Origin of the sequence: Rhizobium sp. L9, assembly GCF_002531885.1 — a bacterium.
GTDB lineage: Bacteria > Pseudomonadota > Alphaproteobacteria > Rhizobiales > Rhizobiaceae > Rhizobium.
Window position 1 is genome coordinate 64,666 of the sequence record NZ_NWSZ01000024.1, and the last position, 21,014, is coordinate 85,679.

General features: G+C 60.3%; 21 protein-coding genes. 9 read left to right on the forward strand and 12 right to left on the reverse strand.

What is annotated here, in order from left to right; translation table 11 throughout:
- From CO660_RS23140 to CO660_RS23155, 4 genes are read right to left on the reverse strand one after another with little or no spacing between them, the layout of a single operon-like run.
- Complete coding sequence (locus tag CO660_RS23140) at positions 1-744, reverse strand: ABC transporter ATP-binding protein (RefSeq protein ID WP_176536353.1); 744 nt, start codon at positions 742-744, stop codon at positions 1-3.
- On the reverse strand, positions 744-1,619 hold the full coding sequence (locus CO660_RS23145; RefSeq protein ID WP_097600673.1) for an ABC transporter ATP-binding protein: 876 nt from the start codon (positions 1,617-1,619) through the stop codon (positions 744-746). The genes CO660_RS23140 and CO660_RS23145 overlap by 1 nt, the downstream gene beginning before the upstream one ends.
- A complete protein-coding gene (gene livM / locus CO660_RS23150; protein WP_085779193.1) occupies positions 1,619-3,010 on the reverse strand; it encodes a high-affinity branched-chain amino acid ABC transporter permease LivM in 1,392 nt (463 codons plus the stop codon). The genes CO660_RS23145 and livM overlap by 1 nt, the downstream gene beginning before the upstream one ends.
- 4 nt (positions 3,011-3,014) lie before the next feature.
- A complete protein-coding gene (locus CO660_RS23155) occupies positions 3,015-3,917 on the reverse strand; it encodes a branched-chain amino acid ABC transporter permease LivH (RefSeq protein WP_064811172.1) in 903 nt (300 codons plus the stop codon).
- 534 nt (positions 3,918-4,451) lie between these two features.
- Between CO660_RS23155 and cysQ the strand changes: the two genes are divergently transcribed.
- From cysQ to CO660_RS23180, 3 genes are all read left to right on the forward strand, one after another.
- Entirely contained in the window at positions 4,452-5,249 is a 798-nt protein-coding gene (cysQ, locus tag CO660_RS23165) for a 3'(2'),5'-bisphosphate nucleotidase CysQ (RefSeq protein ID WP_097600674.1), read from the forward strand.
- Positions 5,250-5,836: 587 nt separating this feature from the next.
- Positions 5,837-6,562 carry a sugar transferase gene (locus tag CO660_RS23170; RefSeq protein ID WP_085779195.1) on the forward strand — a complete coding sequence of 242 codons (726 nt, stop codon included), beginning with the start codon at positions 5,837-5,839 and terminating at the stop codon, positions 6,560-6,562.
- A 666-nt stretch (positions 6,563-7,228) separates the two neighbouring features.
- Complete coding sequence (locus CO660_RS23180; RefSeq protein WP_007533628.1) at positions 7,229-7,504, forward strand: DUF1153 domain-containing protein; 276 nt, start codon at positions 7,229-7,231, stop codon at positions 7,502-7,504.
- 21 nt (positions 7,505-7,525) lie between these two features.
- On the opposite strand, the gene CO660_RS23185 is transcribed toward CO660_RS23180, so the two are convergent.
- Positions 7,526-7,993 (reverse strand): paraquat-inducible protein A, encoded by a 468-nt coding sequence (locus tag CO660_RS23185; protein WP_097600676.1) that lies wholly within the window; start codon positions 7,991-7,993, stop codon positions 7,526-7,528.
- Between the two features lie 135 nt (positions 7,994-8,128).
- Here CO660_RS23185 and CO660_RS23190 point away from each other — a divergent pair, with 135 nt between their 5' ends.
- Positions 8,129-8,407 (forward strand): GNAT family N-acetyltransferase, encoded by a 279-nt coding sequence (locus tag CO660_RS23190; RefSeq protein WP_097600677.1) that lies wholly within the window; start codon positions 8,129-8,131, stop codon positions 8,405-8,407.
- 156 nt (positions 8,408-8,563) lie between these two features.
- Here CO660_RS23190 and CO660_RS23195 read toward each other — a convergent pair whose 3' ends face one another.
- Entirely contained in the window at positions 8,564-8,917 is a 354-nt protein-coding gene (locus CO660_RS23195; protein ID WP_085779199.1) for a flagellar export protein FliJ, read from the reverse strand.
- Positions 8,918-9,355: 438 nt separating this feature from the next.
- On the opposite strand from CO660_RS23195, the gene ctrA reads away from it, so the two are divergent.
- Positions 9,356-10,057 carry a cell cycle two-component system response regulator CtrA gene (gene ctrA / locus CO660_RS23200; protein ID WP_007533606.1) on the forward strand — a complete coding sequence of 234 codons (702 nt, stop codon included), beginning with the start codon at positions 9,356-9,358 and terminating at the stop codon, positions 10,055-10,057.
- A 217-nt stretch (positions 10,058-10,274) separates the two neighbouring features.
- Here the strand turns inward: ctrA and CO660_RS23205 are convergent, their stop codons facing one another.
- Both CO660_RS23205 and CO660_RS23210 read right to left on the reverse strand, forming a co-directional pair.
- Positions 10,275-10,637 carry a response regulator gene (locus CO660_RS23205; RefSeq protein ID WP_011426567.1) on the reverse strand — a complete coding sequence of 121 codons (363 nt, stop codon included), beginning with the start codon at positions 10,635-10,637 and terminating at the stop codon, positions 10,275-10,277.
- A 119-nt stretch (positions 10,638-10,756) separates the two neighbouring features.
- A complete protein-coding gene (locus tag CO660_RS23210) occupies positions 10,757-11,404 on the reverse strand; it encodes a histidine phosphotransferase family protein (protein ID WP_085780171.1) in 648 nt (215 codons plus the stop codon).
- Positions 11,405-11,598: 194 nt separating this feature from the next.
- On the opposite strand from CO660_RS23210, the gene CO660_RS23215 reads away from it, so the two are divergent.
- The gene (locus CO660_RS23215; protein ID WP_085779200.1) at positions 11,599-12,186 is read left to right on the forward strand and encodes an EipA family protein; all 588 of its coding nucleotides are present in this window, start codon (positions 11,599-11,601) and stop codon (positions 12,184-12,186) included.
- 116 nt (positions 12,187-12,302) lie between these two features.
- On the forward strand, positions 12,303-13,463 hold the full coding sequence (locus tag CO660_RS23220; protein WP_097600678.1) for a hypothetical protein: 1,161 nt from the start codon (positions 12,303-12,305) through the stop codon (positions 13,461-13,463).
- Between the two features lie 3 nt (positions 13,464-13,466).
- Here CO660_RS23220 and CO660_RS23225 read toward each other — a convergent pair whose 3' ends face one another.
- Both CO660_RS23225 and CO660_RS23230 read right to left on the reverse strand, forming a co-directional pair.
- The gene (locus CO660_RS23225) at positions 13,467-14,288 is read right to left on the reverse strand and encodes an RNA methyltransferase (RefSeq protein ID WP_097600679.1); all 822 of its coding nucleotides are present in this window, start codon (positions 14,286-14,288) and stop codon (positions 13,467-13,469) included.
- Positions 14,289-14,294: 6 nt separating this feature from the next.
- Positions 14,295-14,678, reverse strand: a complete 384-nt coding sequence (locus CO660_RS23230; RefSeq protein WP_085779203.1) for a hypothetical protein — start codon at positions 14,676-14,678, stop codon at positions 14,295-14,297.
- Between the two features lie 41 nt (positions 14,679-14,719).
- On the opposite strand from CO660_RS23230, the gene CO660_RS23235 reads away from it, so the two are divergent.
- Positions 14,720-15,745, forward strand: coding sequence for an RluA family pseudouridine synthase (locus tag CO660_RS23235; RefSeq protein WP_097600680.1), 1,026 nt, complete (start codon positions 14,720-14,722; stop codon positions 15,743-15,745).
- A 189-nt stretch (positions 15,746-15,934) separates the two neighbouring features.
- A complete protein-coding gene (rpoH, locus tag CO660_RS23240; RefSeq protein WP_085779205.1) occupies positions 15,935-16,843 on the forward strand; it encodes an RNA polymerase sigma factor RpoH in 909 nt (302 codons plus the stop codon).
- 297 nt (positions 16,844-17,140) lie between these two features.
- On the opposite strand, the gene CO660_RS23245 is transcribed toward rpoH, so the two are convergent.
- Together CO660_RS23245 and CO660_RS23250 are read right to left on the reverse strand one after the other, a co-directional pair.
- Positions 17,141-19,627 (reverse strand): hypothetical protein, encoded by a 2,487-nt coding sequence (locus CO660_RS23245; protein WP_097600681.1) that lies wholly within the window; start codon positions 19,625-19,627, stop codon positions 17,141-17,143.
- A 60-nt stretch (positions 19,628-19,687) separates the two neighbouring features.
- Positions 19,688-20,986 (reverse strand): adenylosuccinate synthase, encoded by a 1,299-nt coding sequence (locus CO660_RS23250; protein WP_085779207.1) that lies wholly within the window; start codon positions 20,984-20,986, stop codon positions 19,688-19,690.
- Between the last annotated feature and the right edge of the window lie 28 nt (positions 20,987-21,014).

The window sequence follows — 21,014 nt, forward strand, 5'->3', positions numbered from 1 at the left end:
CTAGTGTCTTCCGCCTTCGAGATAGGCGGCGCGGACTTCCGGATTGGCGAGCAGTTCCTTGCCGGAGCCGCTCATCGTCACCTTGCCGTTCACCATCACATAAGCGCGGTGCGAAAGCCTCAGTGCCGCGAATGCGTTCTGCTCGACGAGGAACACGGTGAGGCCTTCCTGCTCGTTGAGCTTCCGGATCGCTTCGAAAATCCCCTTAACGATCAGCGGCGCCAGGCCGAGCGAAGGTTCGTCGAGCAGCAAGAGCTTCGGACGCGCCATCAGCGCGCGGCCGATCGACAGCATCTGCTGCTCGCCGCCCGAAAGCGTGCCGCCGCGCTGGGCATGGCGTTCCTTGAGGCGCGGGAAGAGCGTGAAGATCTTCTCGACGTCCTCAGCAAAATATTTGAGATTGTCGAGACCCGCGCCCATCTGAAGGTTTTCCATGACCGTCATGCGCGGGAAGATGCGACGCCCTTCCGGCGACTGCGCGATGCGCAGGCGTGCGATTTCATGGGTCGGCATACGGGTGATCTCGCGACCCTCGAAGACGACCGATCCCTTACGGGCCTGGGGGCTGCCGCAGATCGTCATCATCAGTGTCGACTTTCCGGCGCCATTCGCGCCGATCAGACTGACGATCTCGCCCTTGTTGACCTCGACATCGATGCCGGCCAGCGCGCGGATATTGCCGTAATAAGTTTCGACGCCATTCACCTGAAGAAGCGGTTGACCCGTCATGACTGCATCGCCCATCAGTTTGCGCCTCCTTCGAGCTGCTCGACGGTTGCGATCACCTCTTCCACTTCTTCATCCTCGACGCCGAGATAGGCCGCAATGACCTTTGGATCGTGCTTCACATGGTCCGGCGTGCCGTCGGAAATCTTCTGGCCATATTCGAGGACGACGACGTGATCGGAGATTTCCATAACCACAGACATGTCATGCTCGATAAGGAGAATGGAGGTTCCGGTATCGGCGCGAATGCCCTGCAGAAGCTCGTTGAGCTTAGCGGATTCGCGTGGGTTGAGGCCTGCGGCCGGTTCGTCCAGGCAGAGCAATTCCGGGCCCGTGCACATTGCACGTGCGATCTCGAGACGGCGCTGGGCGCCGTAAGGCAGATCGCCTGCCGGATCGTCTGCACGCTCGATCAGATCGGCCTTTTCAAGCCAATGACGCGCCAACTCGACGGCTGCGGCGGCTTCTCGCCGATAAGGGCCGACGCCGATGAGGCCGAGAATGGTATAACCCGACGCCTGCATCAGCTTGTTGTGCTGGGCGACGAGCAGATTTTCCAGAACCGTCAGGCCGGAAAACAGCCGGATGTTCTGGAAGGTGCGCGCCACCTTGGCTTCCTTGGTGATACGAAAGTCCGGGAGACGCTCCAGCAGGTACTGCTTGCCGCTTCTCTGATTAAGCGTGATCATCCCCATCGTCGGCTTATAGAAGCCGGTGATGCAGTTGAAGACGGTGGTCTTGCCGGCGCCGTTCGGACCGATCAACGCGGTGATGTCGCCGCGTTTGGCCTCGAAGGAGAAGTCGTTGATGGCCATCAGGCCGCCGAACTTCATCGACAGGTGCTCGACCTTGAGAAGCGTGTCGCTCGACATCGTATTGGTGACGGGGCTCATCAACCGTGGCCCTCCTTGGTGAAGCTTCCGGATACGGCCTTGCGTGTCTTGAGGAAGGCGGTTGGTTCACGCGATCCGACGAAGCCGCGCGGTTTGAACAGCATGACGACCACCATTGCGAGACCGAAGAGCAGCATGCGGTAGAGTTCCGGCGTGAAGTCGGGCCCGAAGACTGCTTTCAGGAAATCCATTTCGCGCAACGCTTCGGTACCGCCCACCATGACGATCGCGGCGATCGCAATGCCGGTCAGCGAGCCCATGCCGCCGAGAACGACGATGGCGAGAACGACGGCCGATTCCAGGAAGATGAAGGATTCCGGCGAGACGAAGCCCTGGCGAGCGGCGAAGAACGAACCCGCGAAGCCGCCGAACATGGCTCCGGTCGCGAACGCCGTCAGCTTGGTCGTCACCGTATTGATGCCGAGCGAACGACAAGCGATCTCGTCTTCACGCAGCGCTTCCCAGGCACGCCCGATCGGCATGCGCCGCAGGCGGATGGTGACGTAAGCCGTCAACATGCACAGCGCCAGGATCAGGTAAAAGAGGAAAATCTTGTAGTAGGCGGAAGACATCGGCAGGTGAAAGAGCTTGGCAAAGCCGCCGGCCGTCGCATCGAAGGGAATGCCGAAGAGCGTCGCCTTTGGAATGCTTGAGATACCGAAGGTTCCCTTGGTCACGTCGGTCCAGTTGATCAGCACGAGGCGGATGATTTCACCGAAGGCGAGCGTGACGATGGCGAGATAGTCGCCGCGCAGACGCAGCACCGGGAAGCCGAGAATGACGCCCCAGAGCGCGGCCAGGATGCCGGAAAGCGGCAGGAGCAACCAGAAGGATAGGCCGAAATAGCTCGACAGAAGGGCATAGGAATAGGCGCCGACCGCATAGAAGGCGACATAGCCGAGATCGAGAAGGCCCGCGAGGCCGACGACGATGTTCAGCCCCCAGGCGAGCATCACGTAGATCAGGATCTGGATGCCGAAATTGTCGACCCACTTCAATGAGCCCTGAGCGCCGACTGCCGCCACGATCACCATCGGATAGAGCAGCAGCGCAATCAGCGCGATCTTCAGGAAATGCCGATGGAAGAAGCTCTTCTCGGTCGAAATGTCGAGATCGCCCTCCCGCGCCTTCCGCAATTTGCGGCGGTCGATATTCGGCTTGATGAAAACGACCATGGCGAAACGGCCGATCGCCGCGATGGCGACGAAAATCGCCAGCAGACCCCAGCGCTGGATGATGATGAGCTCGTTATTGATGTTCTGGTCGGTCTTCAGACCGACATAAAGAACAAACATACCGAGCGACAGGACGGCGGCGAAAAGGGCTTCGATAAGACCTTTGCGGACAAGTCCGGCATCGGGCTTGCCTGCAGAATTCTCGATGTTTGCCATGACGTTATACCTTCTCGACTTCCGGCCGTCCGAGGATGCCCGTCGGCTTGAAGATCAGCACGAAAGCGAGGATGGCGAAGGTCGCCACATCCTTATACGCGATGGTGAAATAGGCCGACCACAGCGATTCGATCAGGCCGATCATCAACCCGCCGAGAACGGCGCCCGGCAACGAGCCGATGCCGCCGAGAACGGCTGCGGTAAATGCCTTCACACCCGGCGTGAAACCATCGGCGAACGAAGCGACGCCATAATACATCAGATACATCGTCCCGGCGACGGCAGCCAGCGCCGCCCCCATGACGAAAGTGATCGAGATCGTCTGGTCGACATTGACCCCGAGCAGCGCCGCCATCTTGCGATCCTGCTCCGTGGCGCGCTGGGCGCGGCCAAGCGCGGTATGATTGACGATATACCAGAAGACGGTCAGCAGCACCGCCGTGATCAGAATGATGATGATCTGCTTCAGCGACACCGAGATGTTGCCGAACTGGTAAACCGAGCTCACCATCGGCGGGATCGGCTTGTTGCGCGGTCCCTGCGTCACCTGGATGAAGTTGGACAGCACGATCGACATGCCGATTGCGGTGATCAACGGTGCAAGGCGGAAGGATCCGCGCAGCGGACGGTAGGCAACACGCTCGATCGTCCAATTCCACAAGCTCGTCATCAGCATCGCAACGACAAGCATGGCCAGCAGCAAAATTGCCACCGGGAGACCTGCGAAGATGGATGTAAGGACGAGAAAGACGATAAGAGCGGCGAAACCACCGAGCATGAAGATGTCGCCATGGGCGAAATTGATCATGCCGATAATGCCATAAACCATCGTATAGCCGATAGCCACGAGGCCATAGATGGATCCGAGCGTCAGCCCATTGAAGAGCTGCTGGACGAAATACTCCATATGTCGTTTTCCCCTGGATGCGAGCCGAAGATGCTGCATCTCTTTTTGGTTATTCGGCTCCTCGTTCAAGGAACCTCATAGGCCGCATCCATACCGGTTTCGTTGAAAATGTGAAGACAAAAAGGGTCTACTCCAGCAGATTCTTGTTCGAACAGGCCTAAATGGCGCATTTTGAACCAGAATCCACAGAAAATCGGCAAAGCCCGACCCATTTTTAGCCAAAATCCTCTGCCGGCTTAACCATCCGGCAAGCGCGCCTTCGATTTCCTGCGTCGCTTCCCGCGTAAGCTATTCCGCAAGGCTGGAAGAAAGCGCAAATTCAACCCTTGAGCCCGCAGTTTTTGCGAATGGTTTTTCACATGTAAATGCCGCCATCCTCGCCTGACAGCTGCATGAACTTATGGTAGCATCAACTATCTGCGTTATCGGGGGTGCGGGGCGCGGCGAGAACCACCATATCGATATCTGGTGCGACAGGGATGGTTGACGACGAGCGACAGCGGGCGCTCGCGGCGCGGCGAACGGCAAAGGACAATGCTGACCACATTTGAAAAGGCGGCGCTCGAAGCTGGTAAGGCCATCATCGCGGTTTTGCGCGAAGGCTTTCCCATCGCCATGAAGGCGGACGCAAGTCCGGTTACGGTTGCCGACGAGGAGGCCGAACGCATTATCCTTGCCCATCTCTCCAGGGATTATCCCGACATACCCGTCGTGGCGGAAGAGTCGGTTGCCGCTGGCAACGTGCCCGACATCAGCGGCCGGGGCTTCTTCCTCGTCGACCCGCTCGACGGCACCCGTGAATTCGTCGACGGACGGCAGGAATTCACCGTCAACATCGCCTATATCGAGAACGGCGCCCCGCTCGCCGGGATCGTCTACGCGCCGGCGCTCGGGCTCGCCTTCTCAGGAGAACGCGGCCGTGCCGAAAGGCTTGATGTCACCAAGGACTTCACCATTGGGGCACGCACCGCAATTGCCGTGCGCGAGCAGCCGGACGATCGGCTGGCACTTGCAAGCCTTCGTCACAACAGCCCGGAGACAGGAACCTTCCTCGCCGATCATGCGATCTCCAAATGCACCAATATCGGCTCTTCGCTGAAATTCTGCCTGTTGGCGGAAGGCAAGGCCGACGTTTATCCACGCTTCACCCGCACGATGGAATGGGACACTGCGGCCGGCGACGCGGTGCTGCGCGCCGCCGGAGGGTCGACGGTGACGCTCGACGGGGCGCTGCTGACCTATGGCAAGACGGGGGCGGCGGCCGATTTCGACTTTGCAAACCCGAACTTCATCTCCTGGGGCGGCAGGAAACGCGTCCTCGAACCCGCGTGACCATCCAGGCATTCGGCAAATGCCGCGATAGCGCGATCCCGCCCATTATGATGTTCTGAGCCTGCCGCGGCATTCCCTATCGCGTTCGAGTCGCACAGCACACCCTCGCACCAACTGGGAAGTGATTTGGCCGGGGCGGTCGCGTGATTCCGGGCCGGCTTAACTCTCCATCGCTCACAGTTTGGAGCTCGTCGATTCGGCCTTGATTTTGTCATATTCTGACACAGTTTGAGAACGGCCGAACATATCCGGCAAAAAAATTCACGTCGGAATTCGTTAAAAATGCCGTCAGCCAACCGTCGGTCGCGTGTCGAAACAACACGAGGACAGCCCTATGGAAGCCATGGCCAAAGGCCTAGAAACCTTGACGAAATTGTAATTCTTAACGAAATATCATGAGCTTGCCTCAACTTAACGCAGGTGCGAAAGATTTGTTGCGATGCGATATTTCTCTGGACACCATTACACAATTGTCGCATTTTTCCGTTTTAGTAGGGTTACCAACACCTGAGTGCAGCCCTGGTCACAGGGCAAACCATTGATCGCCTATTGCCGCCGCGCCCCTCGAAGACAACAGAGTACGATCCTTGAGCATCACGGAATTAAACAACACCATTTCAACTGATTCCTTCCGGCCGAGCCGCCGCCAGCAGCCGAGCTTGAAGATTCAGACCCCTGTTATCCACAGCGATGCCTCCCAGGCGCCGTGGATGGACCTCGCCCTGAAGCGGGCGTTCGACATAGTTTCGTCGTTGAGCGCCCTCCTCGTCCTCGCTCCTTTCCTTCTCCTCATAGCCCTGCTGATCAAGCTCGACAGCCCAGGACCGGTGCTGTTCAAGCAGACCCGCTGGGGTAAGAACTGCAAGGCCATCAAGGTCTACAAGTTCCGTTCCATGCGCACCGATCTTTGCGATGTCTCGGGCGTTGCCCAGACGGTGAAGAACGACCCGCGCATCACCCGCATCGGCGCTATTCTGCGCCGCACGAATATCGATGAGTTGCCGCAGTTGTTGAACGTGCTGTTGGGCGACATGTCGGTCGTCGGTCCTCGCTGCCATGCAATCGGCATGCGCGCCGGCGGCATGCTCTATGAAGAGCTCGTACCCGAATATCATCAGCGCCATGCGATGCGCCCCGGCATGACCGGTCTTGCCCAGATGCGTGGCCTGCGCGGTCCGACGGATCGTCCCGCCAAGGCGCGCGCCCGCATCGCTTGTGATCTTTATTATGTCGGGAATTTCTCGATTTTGATGGATATGCGCATCATCGCCGGGACCGTCGTATCCGAACTGACCGGCGGAAAAGGCTTCTAAGCTTTTTATGAGAAAGGGCCGGCTGCCTCAGGGCGGCCGGTGCCGTTCTGGCGATCTCCTGCGTGCGGTTGACCGTATATGGCTTGGACATCGCGCTCTTCAGATAACCATCGACCGCGTGCGACGAGAGATCGAGAATGATCGCAATATCATCGCTGCTCGTGCGTTTCGCCGACAACGCAGCTCTTCGACTGGCGCCGGCTAGACGTTTCCGGCAAGCCATCTTCCGGATTGCTGTTGCGTGAGAGGCGGTCCAGAATCTCACGCAGCCATAGCGCATTCCCACAGAGTACTCCCGTGCCGACATCGCTGCCCGAGTAGCGAAAATGTATTCGTTCCGGTCAGTGTCGTGCAATGCGAAGGGATGTTCAGGCAGGACACCTGGAACAGCGCGTCGAGGCGGCAATTTTCCTGATCGGCAGCACCGCCCGCAATCGATCCATCCTCGCAGAAGATCGGCGGAACCGTACTCTTCATCGGCGTCACCGGTCTGATGCCATGGAAGAGATCGACGTGCTCGTGAGAGCCGGCAGGATTTTTTTTAGCTCGTTCACCGGCCACTCCGGCACCTAAATTTGTTATCAAAGTCTTACGTTGGGCTTAGGCAATTTTTAAATGTGGCAGGCTAGAGTGGCGCTCGTGGTCTTGCGTTGTGTAGAGAGTCCAATGACCGAAATGATACGTCCCCGAGTGAAATATGTCATCGGCCCCGATGGCAGCCCCCTGACCATCGCGGACCTTCCGCCGCCCAATACGCGGCGCTGGGTAATCCGCCGCAAGGCAGAGGTTGTCGCGGCTGTTCGCGGTGGCCTGTTGAGCTTGGAAGAGGCCTGCGAGCGTTACACGCTCACGGTCGAAGAATTCCTTTCCTGGCAGTCGTCGATCAACAGCCACGGCCTCGCCGGGCTGCGCACCACCCGCATCCAGCAGTATCGCCACTGATCACGCGCCATTCGTCGCCACTTATTTCGGGCCGGACGCATCTCCCATCAGGGAATGAAGAAGGCCCGAAATCATTGACGAGGCCGCGTAGCACCAGAGGCCGGGCTGCGTGAAGGCATCCGCCAACCCCGTTGTCTTCGCCGCAGCAATGACGATCGCGACCAGCAGCACGTCCATCATTGACCACTTGGACAGATGCGGCACGACGCGACGATAGAAGAGGCTCCCGGCCCCGCTGCCGGCAGCCGTCGCTTCCGCCGCAATCCCGATCATCTTCAGAAACGGAAGCACGATCGAGACCAGCGCGACGATCAGCGCCAGCAGCCCATCTCCGCCTTGCCAGAGCGAGACGACGACTTCGATGAGCGACGGAGTCTGATCGAAGAAGTACAGCGTCTCGAAACGGACCAGCGGCAAGATCAGACCGAGCGCCAGGAGGAACGGCGCTGCTACGAGAAGAGCAGGGCGGACGATCGAAAGCGCGCTCATTGCCAAAGACCTCGCGCCGGTCCGACATTTTTCATGAACACTGCGTCTCCCTGAGGAACTGTTCCACCCGCTTGGCACGACCGCGCCGCCGTGTCACCGTCGGCTGCGATAAATATCTGTGTACGAGGAAAGACGATGGATATCCGAAATGAGGAAGGCGCATCCGGCGGCCGTTATGCCGTGGATGTCGAGGGGCACGAGGCGGAGATAACCTATTCACGTGCGTCGCCCAAGCTCGTCATCATCGATCACACGGCCGTTCCCGACGCTTTACGTGGCAAGGGTGTCGGCCAGGCATTGGCGCTTCACGCGGTGGAAGCGGCCCGCGCCGGCGGTTGGAAGATCATTCCGCTCTGCCCGTTCTTCAAGGCGCAGGCACAACGTCATCCGGAATGGCAAGATGTCGTGAACTGATTCGCGACGCTTGAAGCGGTCGTCGCGTGGAGCGGCGGCGTGCGGACGCAAAACAAGGGAAACACCAAAAGCCATGTATGACGGACGGCACGCCCATCATACATGGCTTCTCTCCGGCGATTCCCGGGGCGCCGACGCCGGCGCCCGCATTTTCTCTTAGGCCCTGGCGGCGCGGGCGCCGCTGTCACGTTCTTCCAGCGCCGTCGCCCTTGCAAATTCCGCCTGCATCTCCTCAAGCGCCAATTCCAGCGCCTCTTCCTGCATCTTCAGTTCCTTGATTGAAACCTGCAGGTTGTCGGCCCGCTGACGCGCGGCCTTGGCGAAGGTCGGATAAGCAAAGTGATTCGGGTCGGATATACCGGACTTCTTTTCCTCGACGACGATCTGGCTCTCCAGATCCTTCGTCATCCGTTCGAATTCGGACATCATCATCTGCAATTGCTGCAATTGACGTCGTTTTTCGTTCACCTGAAACTCTTTCAGGCGAACGAGACTTTCTCGCGACTTCATACGCATTACTCCCGTGATGCGAGACCCCGGCTCAACTTGAAAACCGCCCTGCGCGCCGCTTTGACACGGTTTGCTAAAAAATTTCCTGCGATATTAACAAAAACCTACCGCTGGTAACCTTTCGTTTACGGGCATCGTTAATGATAGGCCCGATGATTTAAGGGTCGGTAAATGCCACGGCATGAAGTTCGAACCTTTTCATTGGCGAGTCGGATGAATCACTTAGCGCTGTTTCCTAATGTTAAAGTTGAGGAACGCCTTTTTGAGATTCCTATTGGAAAACAGAGAAATGGAAAAATTATTTAATAAATTCGATACTCCTTGCCAGAGTGAATTAGAATTTGTTAACCATTTCGTGGCAGCTTCCAAATCACGTAGCTTGTTCGGGTAGCGTGTTGGGGGCCAGACCACCTTTCGGCGGCGGTAAAGGGGATAATTATGCGGGTACTTCTCATCGAGGATGACAGCGCTACGGCGCAGAGCATCGAATTGATGCTCAAATCAGAGAGTTTTAATGTTTACACCACCGATCTCGGTGAAGAAGGCGTCGATCTGGGCAAGCTGTATGATTACGACATCATCCTTCTCGATCTGAACCTGCCCGACATGTCCGGATATGAAGTGCTCCGCACTCTCCGGCTTTCCAAGGTCAAGACACCGATCCTCATTCTGTCGGGCATGGCAGGCATCGAGGACAAGGTTCGCGGCCTCGGCTTCGGCGCCGACGACTACATGACCAAGCCGTTCCACAAGGACGAACTGGTCGCCCGCATCCACGCTATCGTTCGCCGCTCCAAGGGTCACGCCCAGTCGGTCATCATGACCGGCGAGTTGATCGTCAATCTTGACGCCAAGACCGTCGAAGTCGGAGGCCAGCGCGTCCACCTGACGGGCAAGGAATATCAGATGCTGGAGCTGCTGTCGCTTCGCAAGGGCACCACGCTCACCAAGGAAATGTTCCTGAACCACCTTTACGGCGGTATGGACGAGCCGGAACTGAAGATCATCGACGTCTTCATCTGCAAGCTGCGCAAGAAGCTCGCCAACGCCGCCGGCGGCGCCAACTACATCGAAACCGTTTGGGGCCGTGGTTACGTTCTTCGCGAGCCGGATGGCACGGAATATGCGGAAACCGCTTGATCTTCCGATCCCCCTTATCGGATGATGAAATCCCGCCCTTTCGGCGGGATTTTTCGTTTGTACCGCCGGCGCTGCCGTCGCATTAGGGGGAGCCCGCTTGATCTGGTCGAATACGCTGATATCCCGGTCAAGGAAAAGCGCAGCGTCAGCCGGAGCCCGGCGGCGCTTTCGGCACTATGCTCAGGGACGGCCGATGCGGCCGGGAAGAAAGCTGCTGTCAGGCAGCAATCGCGCGGTTTCCGAAAACCGCGGTTAGGATCTTACGATCGAACGGCTTCAGCAGGAAATCGGTGGCGCCGGCTCGTTTACCCGCCATCAGCTTCTTTAGATCCGCCTCGATAACGCAGTAATAGATCTTGACCTCTTTGCCGCCGTCCATGGCGCGGATGGCCGCGATGAGATCGAGCGCACCTTCCATGCCGGAATCGACGATCAGGTATTCCGGCAACTCTGTCTGGCAGCGCTGCAGCGCCTCGGCGGCATTGGAGGCCTCGCTGACGAGAAAGTCGAGTTCGGAGAGAATGCGCTTGCCGACCTTACGGACAATATCCGAATTATCGGTGATCATGAACCTTTGCATGACTACTCCTTTCCCCGCATTCGTCGTAACGAGGGGTCTTCCACAACCTAAGAGAATAGGTCCATCAGGCTAAGGAATCGTTACCAGACGGGCGAGAGCATTGCTGCTGCACCCGAAAATCAGACCGCAGCAACCGTCGCCGTAAACACCAGTTCGTCCGGGCTTGCGCTGTGGTCAAGCGTCATTCCGCACTCCTCGGCCAGAAGCACGGCGTAGTACGGCTGGATCGAATGGGCGTCGATCGCTTCCTCGATCGTGCCCGTCGATATCTCGACGAATTTCGGCGGCAGACGCATCAGCTTGCCTTTCGCCGTCAGCGTGAACTTGGCGTCGAATTCGGGATTTTCGAGCGTTACCTCGAGCACCCCGCCGCGTGGAATCGCCGAGTAGGCGACGAGGAAGAGGTTGAGCAGCAGCTTGACGCGGTTCTTGGCGACGATGGCACGCGGTCCATTCCAGATCACCTCGGTCTTCTTCTCGGCGAGTGCAAAATCCTTCGCGGCCCGCTCGGCCTCGCCGGTATCGATCGAGGCGCCGACGGAACCGGAGGCGCCGAAGGCGAGGCGCGCGAATTTCAAACGGACCGAGGCGTTGAGCGCACTGGTGCGGATCAGATCCATTGCATCGGAATCAGCTCCGCCTTCATCCAAGAGTTCCAGGCCGTTGTTGATCGCGCCGACGGGCGAGATGACGTCGTGGCAAACGCGGCTGCAGAGAAGCGCGGCCAGATCCGGGCCGGACAAGGTGAGGTTCGGGTTCTTGGACATCATCGTCTCCTGAAAGGCGGCAATCTCATCGCGCCCGCAAATGTGCTTCATCAAAATTGCGCCAAGTTTGCGATCGTATTCGGTGCCATAATGACACCATATTTGGTAAACCGATTGTTAAGATCATCGGCGCAAAATGCAGCAATCGACGCGAGCGGGTGCCCGCTCCAGCCAAACGACGAACGGATGACATCATGCGCCCTCGATTTCCGCACCGATTCATTGGCTTCTGCAGGTTGCTTTCGGCCCTCGTCTTCTCCTCGCTGATGATTGCCGCGCCGGCCGCCGCCCAGAACAACGGGCAGTATACGATGCAGGAAATCATCGATACCGGCCACTCCTTCTTCGGCTCAGCCAGTGGCGGCCTTGCCAAGGTGGTCGAGAGCGCCTTCCAGAAATACGGCCTGCCGAACGGTTATATTCTCGGGCAGGAAGGCGGCGGCGCCTTCATCGCCGGTCTCACCTACGGCGAGGGCCAACTCAACACCAAGAATGCCGGCGAGCATCCGCTCTACTGGCAGGGCCCGTCTCTCGGCATCGATTACGGCGGCCAGGGTTCGCGCGTCATGATGCTGGTCTACGACCTGCCCTCCATCGACGGCATCTATGCCCGCTTCGGCGGCGTCAGCGGTTCGGCCTATGTGATCGCCGGCTTCGGCATGACGGTGCTGAAAAACAATGACGTGCTGGTTGTGCCGATCCGCACCGGCGTCGGCGCCCGCCTCGGGGTCAATGTGGGTTATCTCAAGATCACCCAAGCGCCGACCTGGAACCCCTTCTGAGGCCGTAAAGCGGCAGGAATCGGCCGCCGCCGGCGTCGGCGGCCTTGCCATGCGTGCCATGCCTCTTTAATCATCGCGGCTGACCCCGCATTAACTGTCGAACCGATGGCCGCGCCGTGATCGAATACGCTCTCTTGTTCGGATTGGGCTTCCTGACCGCGGCCTTCCTCGTCTTTCTGGTTTCGCCGGCCGTTCACCGCCGCATTGTCTGGTATACCGAGAACCGCCTGAAGGCGACAATGCCCCTGAGCCCGCAGGAGGTTCGCGCCCAGAAGGATATGGTGCGCGCGCTTCATGCCGCCGAAAATGCCCGCACCACCCAGGACCTTCTGCGTGAGCGCGAGAAATCCCTGTCTCTCCAGCTGCGCCACGATGCGCTCGCCGTCGATGCCGGCAGGCTCGCCGCCGAGATTGGCGAATTGCAGGCCCAGATCGGCGAGATGCACGTCGAGGCGGCCGAGCAGCGCTCGCACCTGCGTAAGGATGAGAGCTATATCAGCCAACTGAAGACCAATCTGCATATTGCCGAACAATCCGCCGCCAACAAGGAGGCCGAACTGACGGCAATGCGGACGCGGCTGAGCAAACTCAGCGAACAGGCCGACGGGCTGAGAATCGATCTCGCCGCGCGTGAGACCGAAGCGGAAAGCCTGAAATTCCGCGCCAACGCGTTGCGCGACGAACGCGACACCTTGCGCCAGGACGTCAACTTGCTGCAGAAGCGGGCTAGGGATGTCGAGCAGAAACTGACGCAGCAGCAGCATTTGGTGATCCGCCTGGAGGACAAGGCTGCGCGCGAAAGTGCTTCCGCCTCCGAGAAGGAAACGCAGCTCGCCCGCCGTCAGCAGGAGATCGCCAAGTTGAAGGAGCAGTTGAAAGCCGCCAATGCCGAGATCCGCAAGATCAACCGGATCCTGCGCGACGCCGGCCTGGCCAAGATAGCGGCAGAACTACCGACGGAACTGACAGTCGAAGACACGACCGCATCCGTGCTCGACATGGCCGCTGTGACGGCTGAGATAGGTGAGGATGTCCGCAAGCGCAGCGCCGCCCTTGCCGAACGCTTGCAGAAGGCAAAGTCCGTCACCGGACGCGATGGCGCGATCCGCGAGGAGATTGCCTCGATCGCCGCCAACATGGTGGCGCTGACCGCACTCAACGAAGGCCCTTCGTCGCCGATCCGCGCGCTACTGCCGGATGCCGGCAACAAAAATCCGAGCGATCGCGTCAGTCTTGCAGACAGGGCGGCCGCCATCATCGCCAATCCGCTGCGTTAAAGCTCATAGCCGCCCCATGGCGGAGGCCATGGAAAACAATGCGATCCCTGTCGCAGTTGCCGCGTTGAGACTATCGAGCTCGTCCGATTGGGGAATGCGCGCGCTCTGAAAACGCGCCAGCAGCGCCTCCGGCAAGCCCTCCCCTTCGGTGCCGATGACGAGCGCCATGCGTGCCGCAGCGGGAATGGCGCGGATGTCGGTCTTTCCGTGCGGCGAAAGCGTCCAGATGGCAAAGCCCCGTTGGGCAAGCGTCAGGAGCAGGTCCAGCGCCTTGCCGCCGCGCCAGTGCGGAACGCTAAGCACCGAGCCGACCGACACACGTAACGCCTTGCGATAGAGCGGATCGCAGCAGGTTTCGTCGAGCAACACGGCATCTGCCCGGAAGGCAGCAGCATTGCGAAACATCGAGCCGGCATTGTCGTGGTTGGAAATGCCGCAGCCGACCAGCACCAGCGCCCGTTCCGGCAATGCGTCGAGAAGTGCCGCCTCGCCGCGGTCCTCTCGCTTTCCAAGGGCGAGAACGCCGCGATGCAGATGAAAGCCGACGACACCATCGAGCACTTCGGCCTCGGCGACATAAACCGGCACACTAGCCGGAAACCGTTCCAGGATGGCTTGCAGGCCGTCGACGCGATTGCGCAGCAGCAGGATTTTCTCGGCCGAGAAGCCGCGACGTGTCGCATGCGCCTCGGCGAGCATGCGCAGCACGACAGTGCCTTCGGCGATAAAGCGGCTTTCCCGGCCCGTCAGGTCACGCTCTCTTATATCGCGAAACTCGGCGATGCGTGGATCGTTGGCGCTGTCGATGACGATCGGGGCGACCATCCCGCCTCAATTTCCCCCGACGGTGACGTCGGCGACCGTGCGGCCGGTCCTCAGATCGAATACCAGCGCCTTCCTCGTGCCTTCAACCGTTTCTCCATAGAACAGCATCTGTCCCGCCGAAAACGAGGTGGACTGCACCTTGAACCCGAGAGGCAGGGAGAGGCTCGCCGCAAGCGGTGCATCCGCAGGCACGCCGGAGGCTGCGGCAGTGGACGCGGTCTCCTTGGGCTCGCGCATCGTCTTGTAGACAACGGCGCCGAAGACCGCCATAAGGCTGACGAACATGATGGCGCCGGAAACAATCTGCAGGCGGACCATCTTGCGCCGGACACTTTCCATCGCCGGATCAAGGGGCTTCTCTTCCTGGTCGTCTGGCTCGATTGCTGTCATCTGTGCGTTCCGTTCTAAAAATACGTCGGAGAAGAAGCGTCTTGAGCGACCCCTTTAAACAAGCAGCCGGCATTAGAAAAGTCCTGACCGCCGATGAAACCGCCGAAGGCCGGCTCGACGCCTGGCTGACGGCGCAGGTTGGTGAGGATTTTTCCCGTAGCCGCATCAAGGCGCTGATCAAGGAGGGGCTGGTTTCTTTACGAGGCGAGCAGGTTACCGATCCGCAGCGCAAGGTGCGCGTCGGCGACAGTTTCGAGATCACCCTGCCCGAGCCGGAAGACCCGACCCCAAAGGGCGAAGATATCCCGCTCGACATCCTGCATGAGGACGATGACCTTATCGTCATATCGAAACCGGCGGGGCTGGTCGTCCATCCCGGCTCTGGCAACTGGACAGGAACGCTGGTCAACGCGCTGATCCATCATTGCGGCGATACGCTCTCGGGCATCGGCGGCGTGCGCCGTCCCGGCATTGTCCATCGTCTCGACAAGGACACGACAGGCGTCATGGTCGTCGCCAAGAACGACGTCGCCCATCGCCACCTCTCGCTTCAATTTGCCGACCACGGCCGCACCATGCCGCTGGAGCGGGCCTATCGGGCAGTCGTCTGGGGCCGTCCCCGCACTCTGTCGGGAACAATCGATGCGCCTCTCGGCCGCGCCACCGGCGACCGCACCCGCCGGGCAGTCAAGCGGCCCGACAGCCAGGATGCGGACGCGGCGATCACCCACTACGAAGTAATCGAGCGCTTCCAGCAAAACCCTGACGCGACCGCGCTCGCTTCGCTGGTCGAGTGCCACTTGGAGACCGGTCGCACCCATCAGATCCGCGTGCACATGGCCCATATCGGTCATCCGCTCGTTGGCGACACCGTTTATGGCGCCGGCTTCAGGACCAAGGCCAATCTTCTGCCCGAAGAAATCCGCAAGATCGTCAACGGTTTCGGCCGTCAGGCACTGCATGCCTTCATGCTGCAATTCGAGCATCCCCGCACCGGCGAACTCATGCATTTCGAAGTGCCGCTGCCGGACGATATGATGAAACTGGTCGAAGCTTTGCGACGATAAAGGCGATCCGGGATACCGCTCTCGCCGCCTCACACCTGCGTGAGCAGCACCTTGAACCGCCGTTTCGCCATACTTATCTGTATATAGAGTTAGTGCGGGCTTGGAACAAAAGCCGCACGTCCCGGTTCGCCTTTTAACGCGGGGGCGCGTTTCCATCGGGAACCGGAATTCACTTTAGGAGGGTGCAATATGGCCCGAAATACCTTGCCGTCCATTACCGCCGGCGAAGCCGGTCTCAACCGTTATCTCGACGAAATCCGCAAATTCCCCATGCTGGAGCCGCAGCAGGAATATATGCTGGCGAAGCGTTATGCCGAGCATGGCGACCGCGACGCTGCCCATAAGCTCGTCACCAGCCATCTTCGCCTCGTCGCGAAGATCGCGATGGGCTATCGCGGCTACGGCCTGCCGATCGGCGAAGTCGTCTCCGAAGGCAACGTCGGTCTGATGCAGGCCGTCAAGAAATTCGATCCCGAACGCGGCTTCCGCCTCGCCACCTACGCCATGTGGTGGATCAAGGCCTCGATCCAGGAATATATCCTGCGGTCGTGGTCGCTGGTGAAAATGGGCACGACGGCCAACCAGAAGCGCCTGTTCTTCAACCTGCGCCGGCTGAAGGGCCGCATCCAGGCGATCGACGACGGCGACCTGAAGCCGGAGCACGTCTCGGAAATCGCCACCAAGCTGAACGTCTCGGAGGAGGAGGTCATCTCGATGAACCGCCGTCTCTCCGGCGACGCTTCGCTGAACGCGCCGATCAAGGCGGCCGAAGGCGACAGTGGTCAATGGCAGGATTGGCTTGTGGACGACCACGACAGCCAGGAAGATGTGCTGATCGAACAGGATGAGCTCGAAACCCGCCGGCGCATGCTGGCGAAAGCGATGAGTGTTCTGAACGAACGCGAGCGCCGCATCTTCGAAGCCCGCCGCCTTGCCGAGGATCCGGTGACGCTGGAGGATCTCTCGGCCGAGTTCGACATCAGCCGCGAACGCGTCCGCCAGATCGAGGTCCGCGCCTTTGAAAAGGTGCAGGATGCTGTCCGCAAGGAAGCCCTGGAACGCGCCAAGGCCATTCGCGTCGTCGAAGCCACGGCCTGATAGAACTGAACTGACAGTTGGAAACGCCACCTTCCGGATGCGGGAGGTGGCGTTTTTGTTTTGTGGCGGGCGATGCCGGCAGGAAGGACGTTGAAGGGCGTGCCGTGCAGCCCCCTCATCCGACCCTTTGGGCCACCTTCTCCCTCTGGGGAGAAGAGGAGAAGCAAGCTGCTCGCCCTCGTTTTCAAAAGGAATGCTTTAAGAAAGACAGGACGCTGCCACGATTCCCTTCTCCCCCTCGGGGAGGTGCCGGCAGGCGGATGAGGGGGCCGGTGGCACAACGCACCGAGAACCCACTCACTGGCTCGTCGAGACATCCCCGAGTGCAGTCCATTCCTTGACGGCTGTATTGAAGGCATCCGTTCCCGTACCACCCTTCTCCATCGTCAGCAGCGCACGGCGGCCGTTGCGGTAGGTGATCGGAATATCGATCCAATTGCGGGTCGACAGCAGATCGAGATTGGCCTTGCGCGCATCGGGATAGTCGTTGAGCGCGATCATGTGAAAATCATCCGTGATCTTGGCCGGAACCGCGATCAGCGCGTCGCCGCGATCCTGCTCGGTGCGCTTCATCGAGATGCGCTGGACGCTTTCGATGCTGCCGCCTTCAAAATTGGGCGGCACCGAAAAGACGATCTCGACGAGATGGCTCGCCGGAAGCGACGGATCGGAATTGCGCTTGAAGGTGACGAGAGCCGAGAGGTTGCGCTCGGGAACGGTGACATTGCCTTGTACCGTCGCCTCCTGCCGGCCGTCCTGGCCAGCCTCGTGCTGGACGGTCCAGACGACCGTTCCCTCGATCGCCGTCGGCGAGCTCTGGCCGATACGCTCCTCATAGAGGAACATTTTTTCCGACGAACCAACCGGCGCAGCCTGCTGCGGCGATGCCGCAGGACCGTTGGGCGTCAGCGTTTCGGGCGGGGCCGCATCGCCTTGCGCGCTGGCCGCCGGTGTATCGGCCGCCGCGACGTTCTGCTCGGCCACCGATTTTCCTTCAGCCGTCGGCGTTCCCGGCACCGTCGCCGGGCCGCTGTCGACTTCGGTCCCGTCGGAAAGCAGTCGTTGCGTGAATTTGGAATTGGCCGCCGCGCCGTCATTGTTCAAGGACGCTACTTGCTGGTTAGGCTGTGCCGGCGCCGGCGGCGTATTCTGTGCTTCTGGTGCGGCTGGCTGGGCTGGCGTCGGCGCGGGCTGGGCCGGCGTTTCGGAGCCCGCCGGCGTCATTGCCGCCTCGTTCCTCGTAGCCTGCGACGGTGCCGAACTGACAAGCCCATCGACCATCGCCACCAGCGCTTCTCTGTTCACCCAGCCGGCATAGGCGCCGCCACCGATCAGGATAAGCGCGAAGAGAAGAGTAATTATCGTGCCGATGCCGAAGCGGCGGCGCTTCGGTTCCATGCGGAAATTCTTGCCCTGCAGCTTCGAGGCGACGATCTGATCGATATCCATCGCCGGGTTGGCGTCGTCATCGTCAGTGGCGATCGGGCCGCGGCGGTCATAGCCACGCAGCGCCTTCGCTTCGCGCCATGCCTCGCTCGGCGCGCCGGCGGGAGGTGTAGGCTTGCCGTCGTGCACCTCCGCAAAGATATCAACGTCGTCGAAATGCGAGGACACCGGCGTCTTCTTGTCGGTGCCCGCCTCGAGCGGCGGCAGGTCGTCGAAGGCAGCCTTCTCCCAGGAGAAAGCTTCCTTGGCGGCCGGCATGACAGCGGCGGGCGCCATTTTTTCGAGGCTCGATATCACGTCTTCGAAGGCACGCGCCGAAGCGTCAGCGGTAACCGGCACCGTTTCCGAATATTGCCGGAGCTCCTCTTCGGCCCATTCGGTCTCCGCATCCTTGGGCGCCGGAGCCGGCGTCTCGACGGCAGGCTCGGCCCAGACAGGATCGAAATGTCCCGCAGCATCCGCCTGCAGCGGCTGCTCGCGGCTATGTTCGACGAATTCCTGGGCACGATTGAAATCAGCGACCGGCTCCACGAGCCGGTTGGATGCATGCTCTAGGCCGCGTGTGATCGGCTGAAACGACTCGATGGGCTCGTAAGCGGCCTCGGCCTTGGGCTCATGGCTTTCCGCCATCGCCGGTTCGGCCGCGATCTCCTCGGCCTCCACGGGATGCTCTTCATCGGCACGATGCTCGTCGGCTTCCTCGTAGGCATGATCGGCAGGTGGCGTTTCGAAGCCGTGATGCTCCGGCTGCATTTCTTCGGCGGCGACGTCACGCGCCTCGCCGGCATGCCATTCCTCGGCCGGAGCCTCCTCCTCATGCGAGGGATGCCAATATGTCTCGACGGGTGGAGCTGTCTCAGCGGAAACAGGTGTTTGTTCGGGCTCAGGTTCGGCGAAAGGAGCTTCCTCGGCCGCGGCCTCTTCCTCAGTTTCCGGCCGTGTGTCGGCTTCCAAGTGATCGGGCTCGTGGACGGCCTCGGCCGTCGGCGATACCGCATCGACTTCACCGGTCGGCTCGCCCACAGCCGCCTGGGGCGTAGGCGGCAAGGTGCTTTCGTCAGGAACCGCTTGTTCTTCCAAGGTTTCCGGCGCAGCACCGGCGCCGACCGTCTCCTCGAGGGGCAGCGCTTCAGAGTGTTCAGCCTCCACTTCGCGGATGGCGGCCTCGAGCTTTTCGAGCTGGCGTTGCAGCATGGCTTCCGGCGGACGCGGCTTCATGTTCTCGAGCTGCCGCTGCACTGCGCCGCGAGCACGTTCGTAGACTTTCACCCGCATCTCGGGGGTGTTTTCAGCCAAGCCGTCGACGGCCCGCCGAATAACTGCAATAAAATCCGCCATTCTTACTTTCTCAAGAAGTCCGGCCTTCTGCCGAACTGTCCTCCACAGTGGGCCGTGACCTTAATCCTCAAACGGATCGGTCACAAGTATCGTGTCGTCCCGCTCCGGGCTGGTGGAAAGGAGCGCGACCGGTGCCCCGATCAGTTCCTCGACTTGGCGAACATATTTGATCGCCTGTGCCGGAAGATCCGCCCAGCTGCGGGCGCCGACGGTCGATTCCTTCCATCCCTCAAGCGTGACATAGATCGGTTCGACCCGAGCTTGCGCTCCCTGGCTTGCGGGAAGATGATCAATCTGTTCGCCGTCGAGCATATAACCGACGCAGATCTTCAGTTCCTCGAGACCGTCGAGCACATCGAGCTTCGTAAGCGCGATGCCAGTAATGCCGTTGGTCGCAACCGACTGACGCACCAGTGCCGCGTCGAACCAGCCGCAGCGGCGCTTGCGCCCTGTCACGGTACCGAACTCATGCCCCTTCTCACCCAGGAACTGGCCAATTTCGTCGGTCAGCTCCGTCGGGAACGGGCCTTCGCCGACGCGTGTCGTATAGGCCTTGGTGATGCCGAGGATATAGCCGAGCGAGCCTGGCCCCATGCCGGAACCGGCCGCCGCCTGGCCGGCCACGGTGTTGGAGGAGGTCACGAAAGGATAGGTGCCGTGATCGATGTCGAGCAGGCTGCCCTGCGCACCTTCGAACAGGATGCGGGCGCCCTTGCGGCGCTCCCTATCAAGCAAAAGCCAGACCGTGTCGCGGAACGGCAGCACCCGATCGGCGATCGAGGTGAGCTCGTCCATGATCGCCTGGTGGCTGATCTCGGCGACGCCGAGGCCGCGGCGAAGCGCATTGTGATGCGTCAGGATACGGTCGACCTTGCCGGAAAGACTGTCGAGATCGGCGAGATCCATGACCCGGATGGCGCGGCGGCCGACCTTGTCCTCATAGGCCGGACCGATGCCGCGGCGCGTCGTGCCAATCTTGGTGCCGCTGTTGGACGCGGCATCCTCGCGCATCGCGTCGAGCTCGCGATGCAGCGACAGGATGAGCGTCGCATTGTCGGCGATGCGCAGATTGTCAGGCGTAACCGTCACGCCCTGCGCCTCCAGTCGGCCGATCTCAGCGATCAGCGCATGCGGATCGACGACGACGCCGTTGCCGATCACCGCCATCTTGCCGGGACGCACGACGCCGGAGGGCAACAGCGAGAGCTTATAGCTCGTGCCGTCGATGACGAGCGTATGGCCGGCATTGTGGCCGCCCTGATAGCGCACGACAATATCCGCACGTTCCGAAAGCCAATCGACAATCTTGCCTTTGCCTTCGTCACCCCATTGCGAACCGACCACGACTACGTTCGTCATCCAACTCTTCCTGTTACCGGCGGAAAAC

Bases quoted from the DNA above. Each gene is read 5' to 3' on its own strand.
- livM (WP_085779193.1), bottom strand. From the start codon at position 3,010: ATGGCAAACATCGAGAATTCTGCAGGCAAGCCCGATGCCGGACTTGTC.
- CO660_RS23180 (WP_007533628.1), top strand. From the start codon at position 7,229: ATGACCGAAATGATACGTCCCCGAGTGAAATATGTCATCGGCCCCGAT.
- CO660_RS23145 (WP_097600673.1), bottom strand. From the start codon at position 1,619: ATGAGCCCCGTCACCAATACGATGTCGAGCGACACGCTTCTCAAGGTC.
- CO660_RS23215 (WP_085779200.1), top strand. From the start codon at position 11,599: ATGCGCCCTCGATTTCCGCACCGATTCATTGGCTTCTGCAGGTTGCTT.
- CO660_RS23205 (WP_011426567.1), bottom strand. From the start codon at position 10,637: ATGCAAAGGTTCATGATCACCGATAATTCGGATATTGTCCGTAAGGTC.
- CO660_RS23225 (WP_097600679.1), bottom strand. From the start codon at position 14,288: ATGGTCGCCCCGATCGTCATCGACAGCGCCAACGATCCACGCATCGCC.
- cysQ (WP_097600674.1), top strand. From the start codon at position 4,452: ATGCTGACCACATTTGAAAAGGCGGCGCTCGAAGCTGGTAAGGCCATC.
- CO660_RS23250 (WP_085779207.1), bottom strand. From the start codon at position 20,986: ATGACGAACGTAGTCGTGGTCGGTTCGCAATGGGGTGACGAAGGCAAA.
- CO660_RS23185 (WP_097600676.1), bottom strand. From the start codon at position 7,993: ATGAGCGCGCTTTCGATCGTCCGCCCTGCTCTTCTCGTAGCAGCGCCG.
- CO660_RS23230 (WP_085779203.1), bottom strand. From the start codon at position 14,678: ATGACAGCAATCGAGCCAGACGACCAGGAAGAGAAGCCCCTTGATCCG.
- CO660_RS23210 (WP_085780171.1), bottom strand. From the start codon at position 11,404: ATGTCCAAGAACCCGAACCTCACCTTGTCCGGCCCGGATCTGGCCGCG.
- CO660_RS23190 (WP_097600677.1), top strand. From the start codon at position 8,129: ATGGATATCCGAAATGAGGAAGGCGCATCCGGCGGCCGTTATGCCGTG.
- CO660_RS23155 (WP_064811172.1), bottom strand. From the start codon at position 3,917: ATGGAGTATTTCGTCCAGCAGCTCTTCAATGGGCTGACGCTCGGATCC.
- CO660_RS23195 (WP_085779199.1), bottom strand. From the start codon at position 8,917: ATGAAGTCGCGAGAAAGTCTCGTTCGCCTGAAAGAGTTTCAGGTGAAC.
- CO660_RS23140 (WP_176536353.1), bottom strand. From the start codon at position 744: ATGGGCGATGCAGTCATGACGGGTCAACCGCTTCTTCAGGTGAATGGC.
- rpoH (WP_085779205.1), top strand. From the start codon at position 15,935: ATGGCCCGAAATACCTTGCCGTCCATTACCGCCGGCGAAGCCGGTCTC.
- ctrA (WP_007533606.1), top strand. From the start codon at position 9,356: ATGCGGGTACTTCTCATCGAGGATGACAGCGCTACGGCGCAGAGCATC.
- CO660_RS23245 (WP_097600681.1), bottom strand. From the start codon at position 19,627: ATGGCGGATTTTATTGCAGTTATTCGGCGGGCCGTCGACGGCTTGGCT.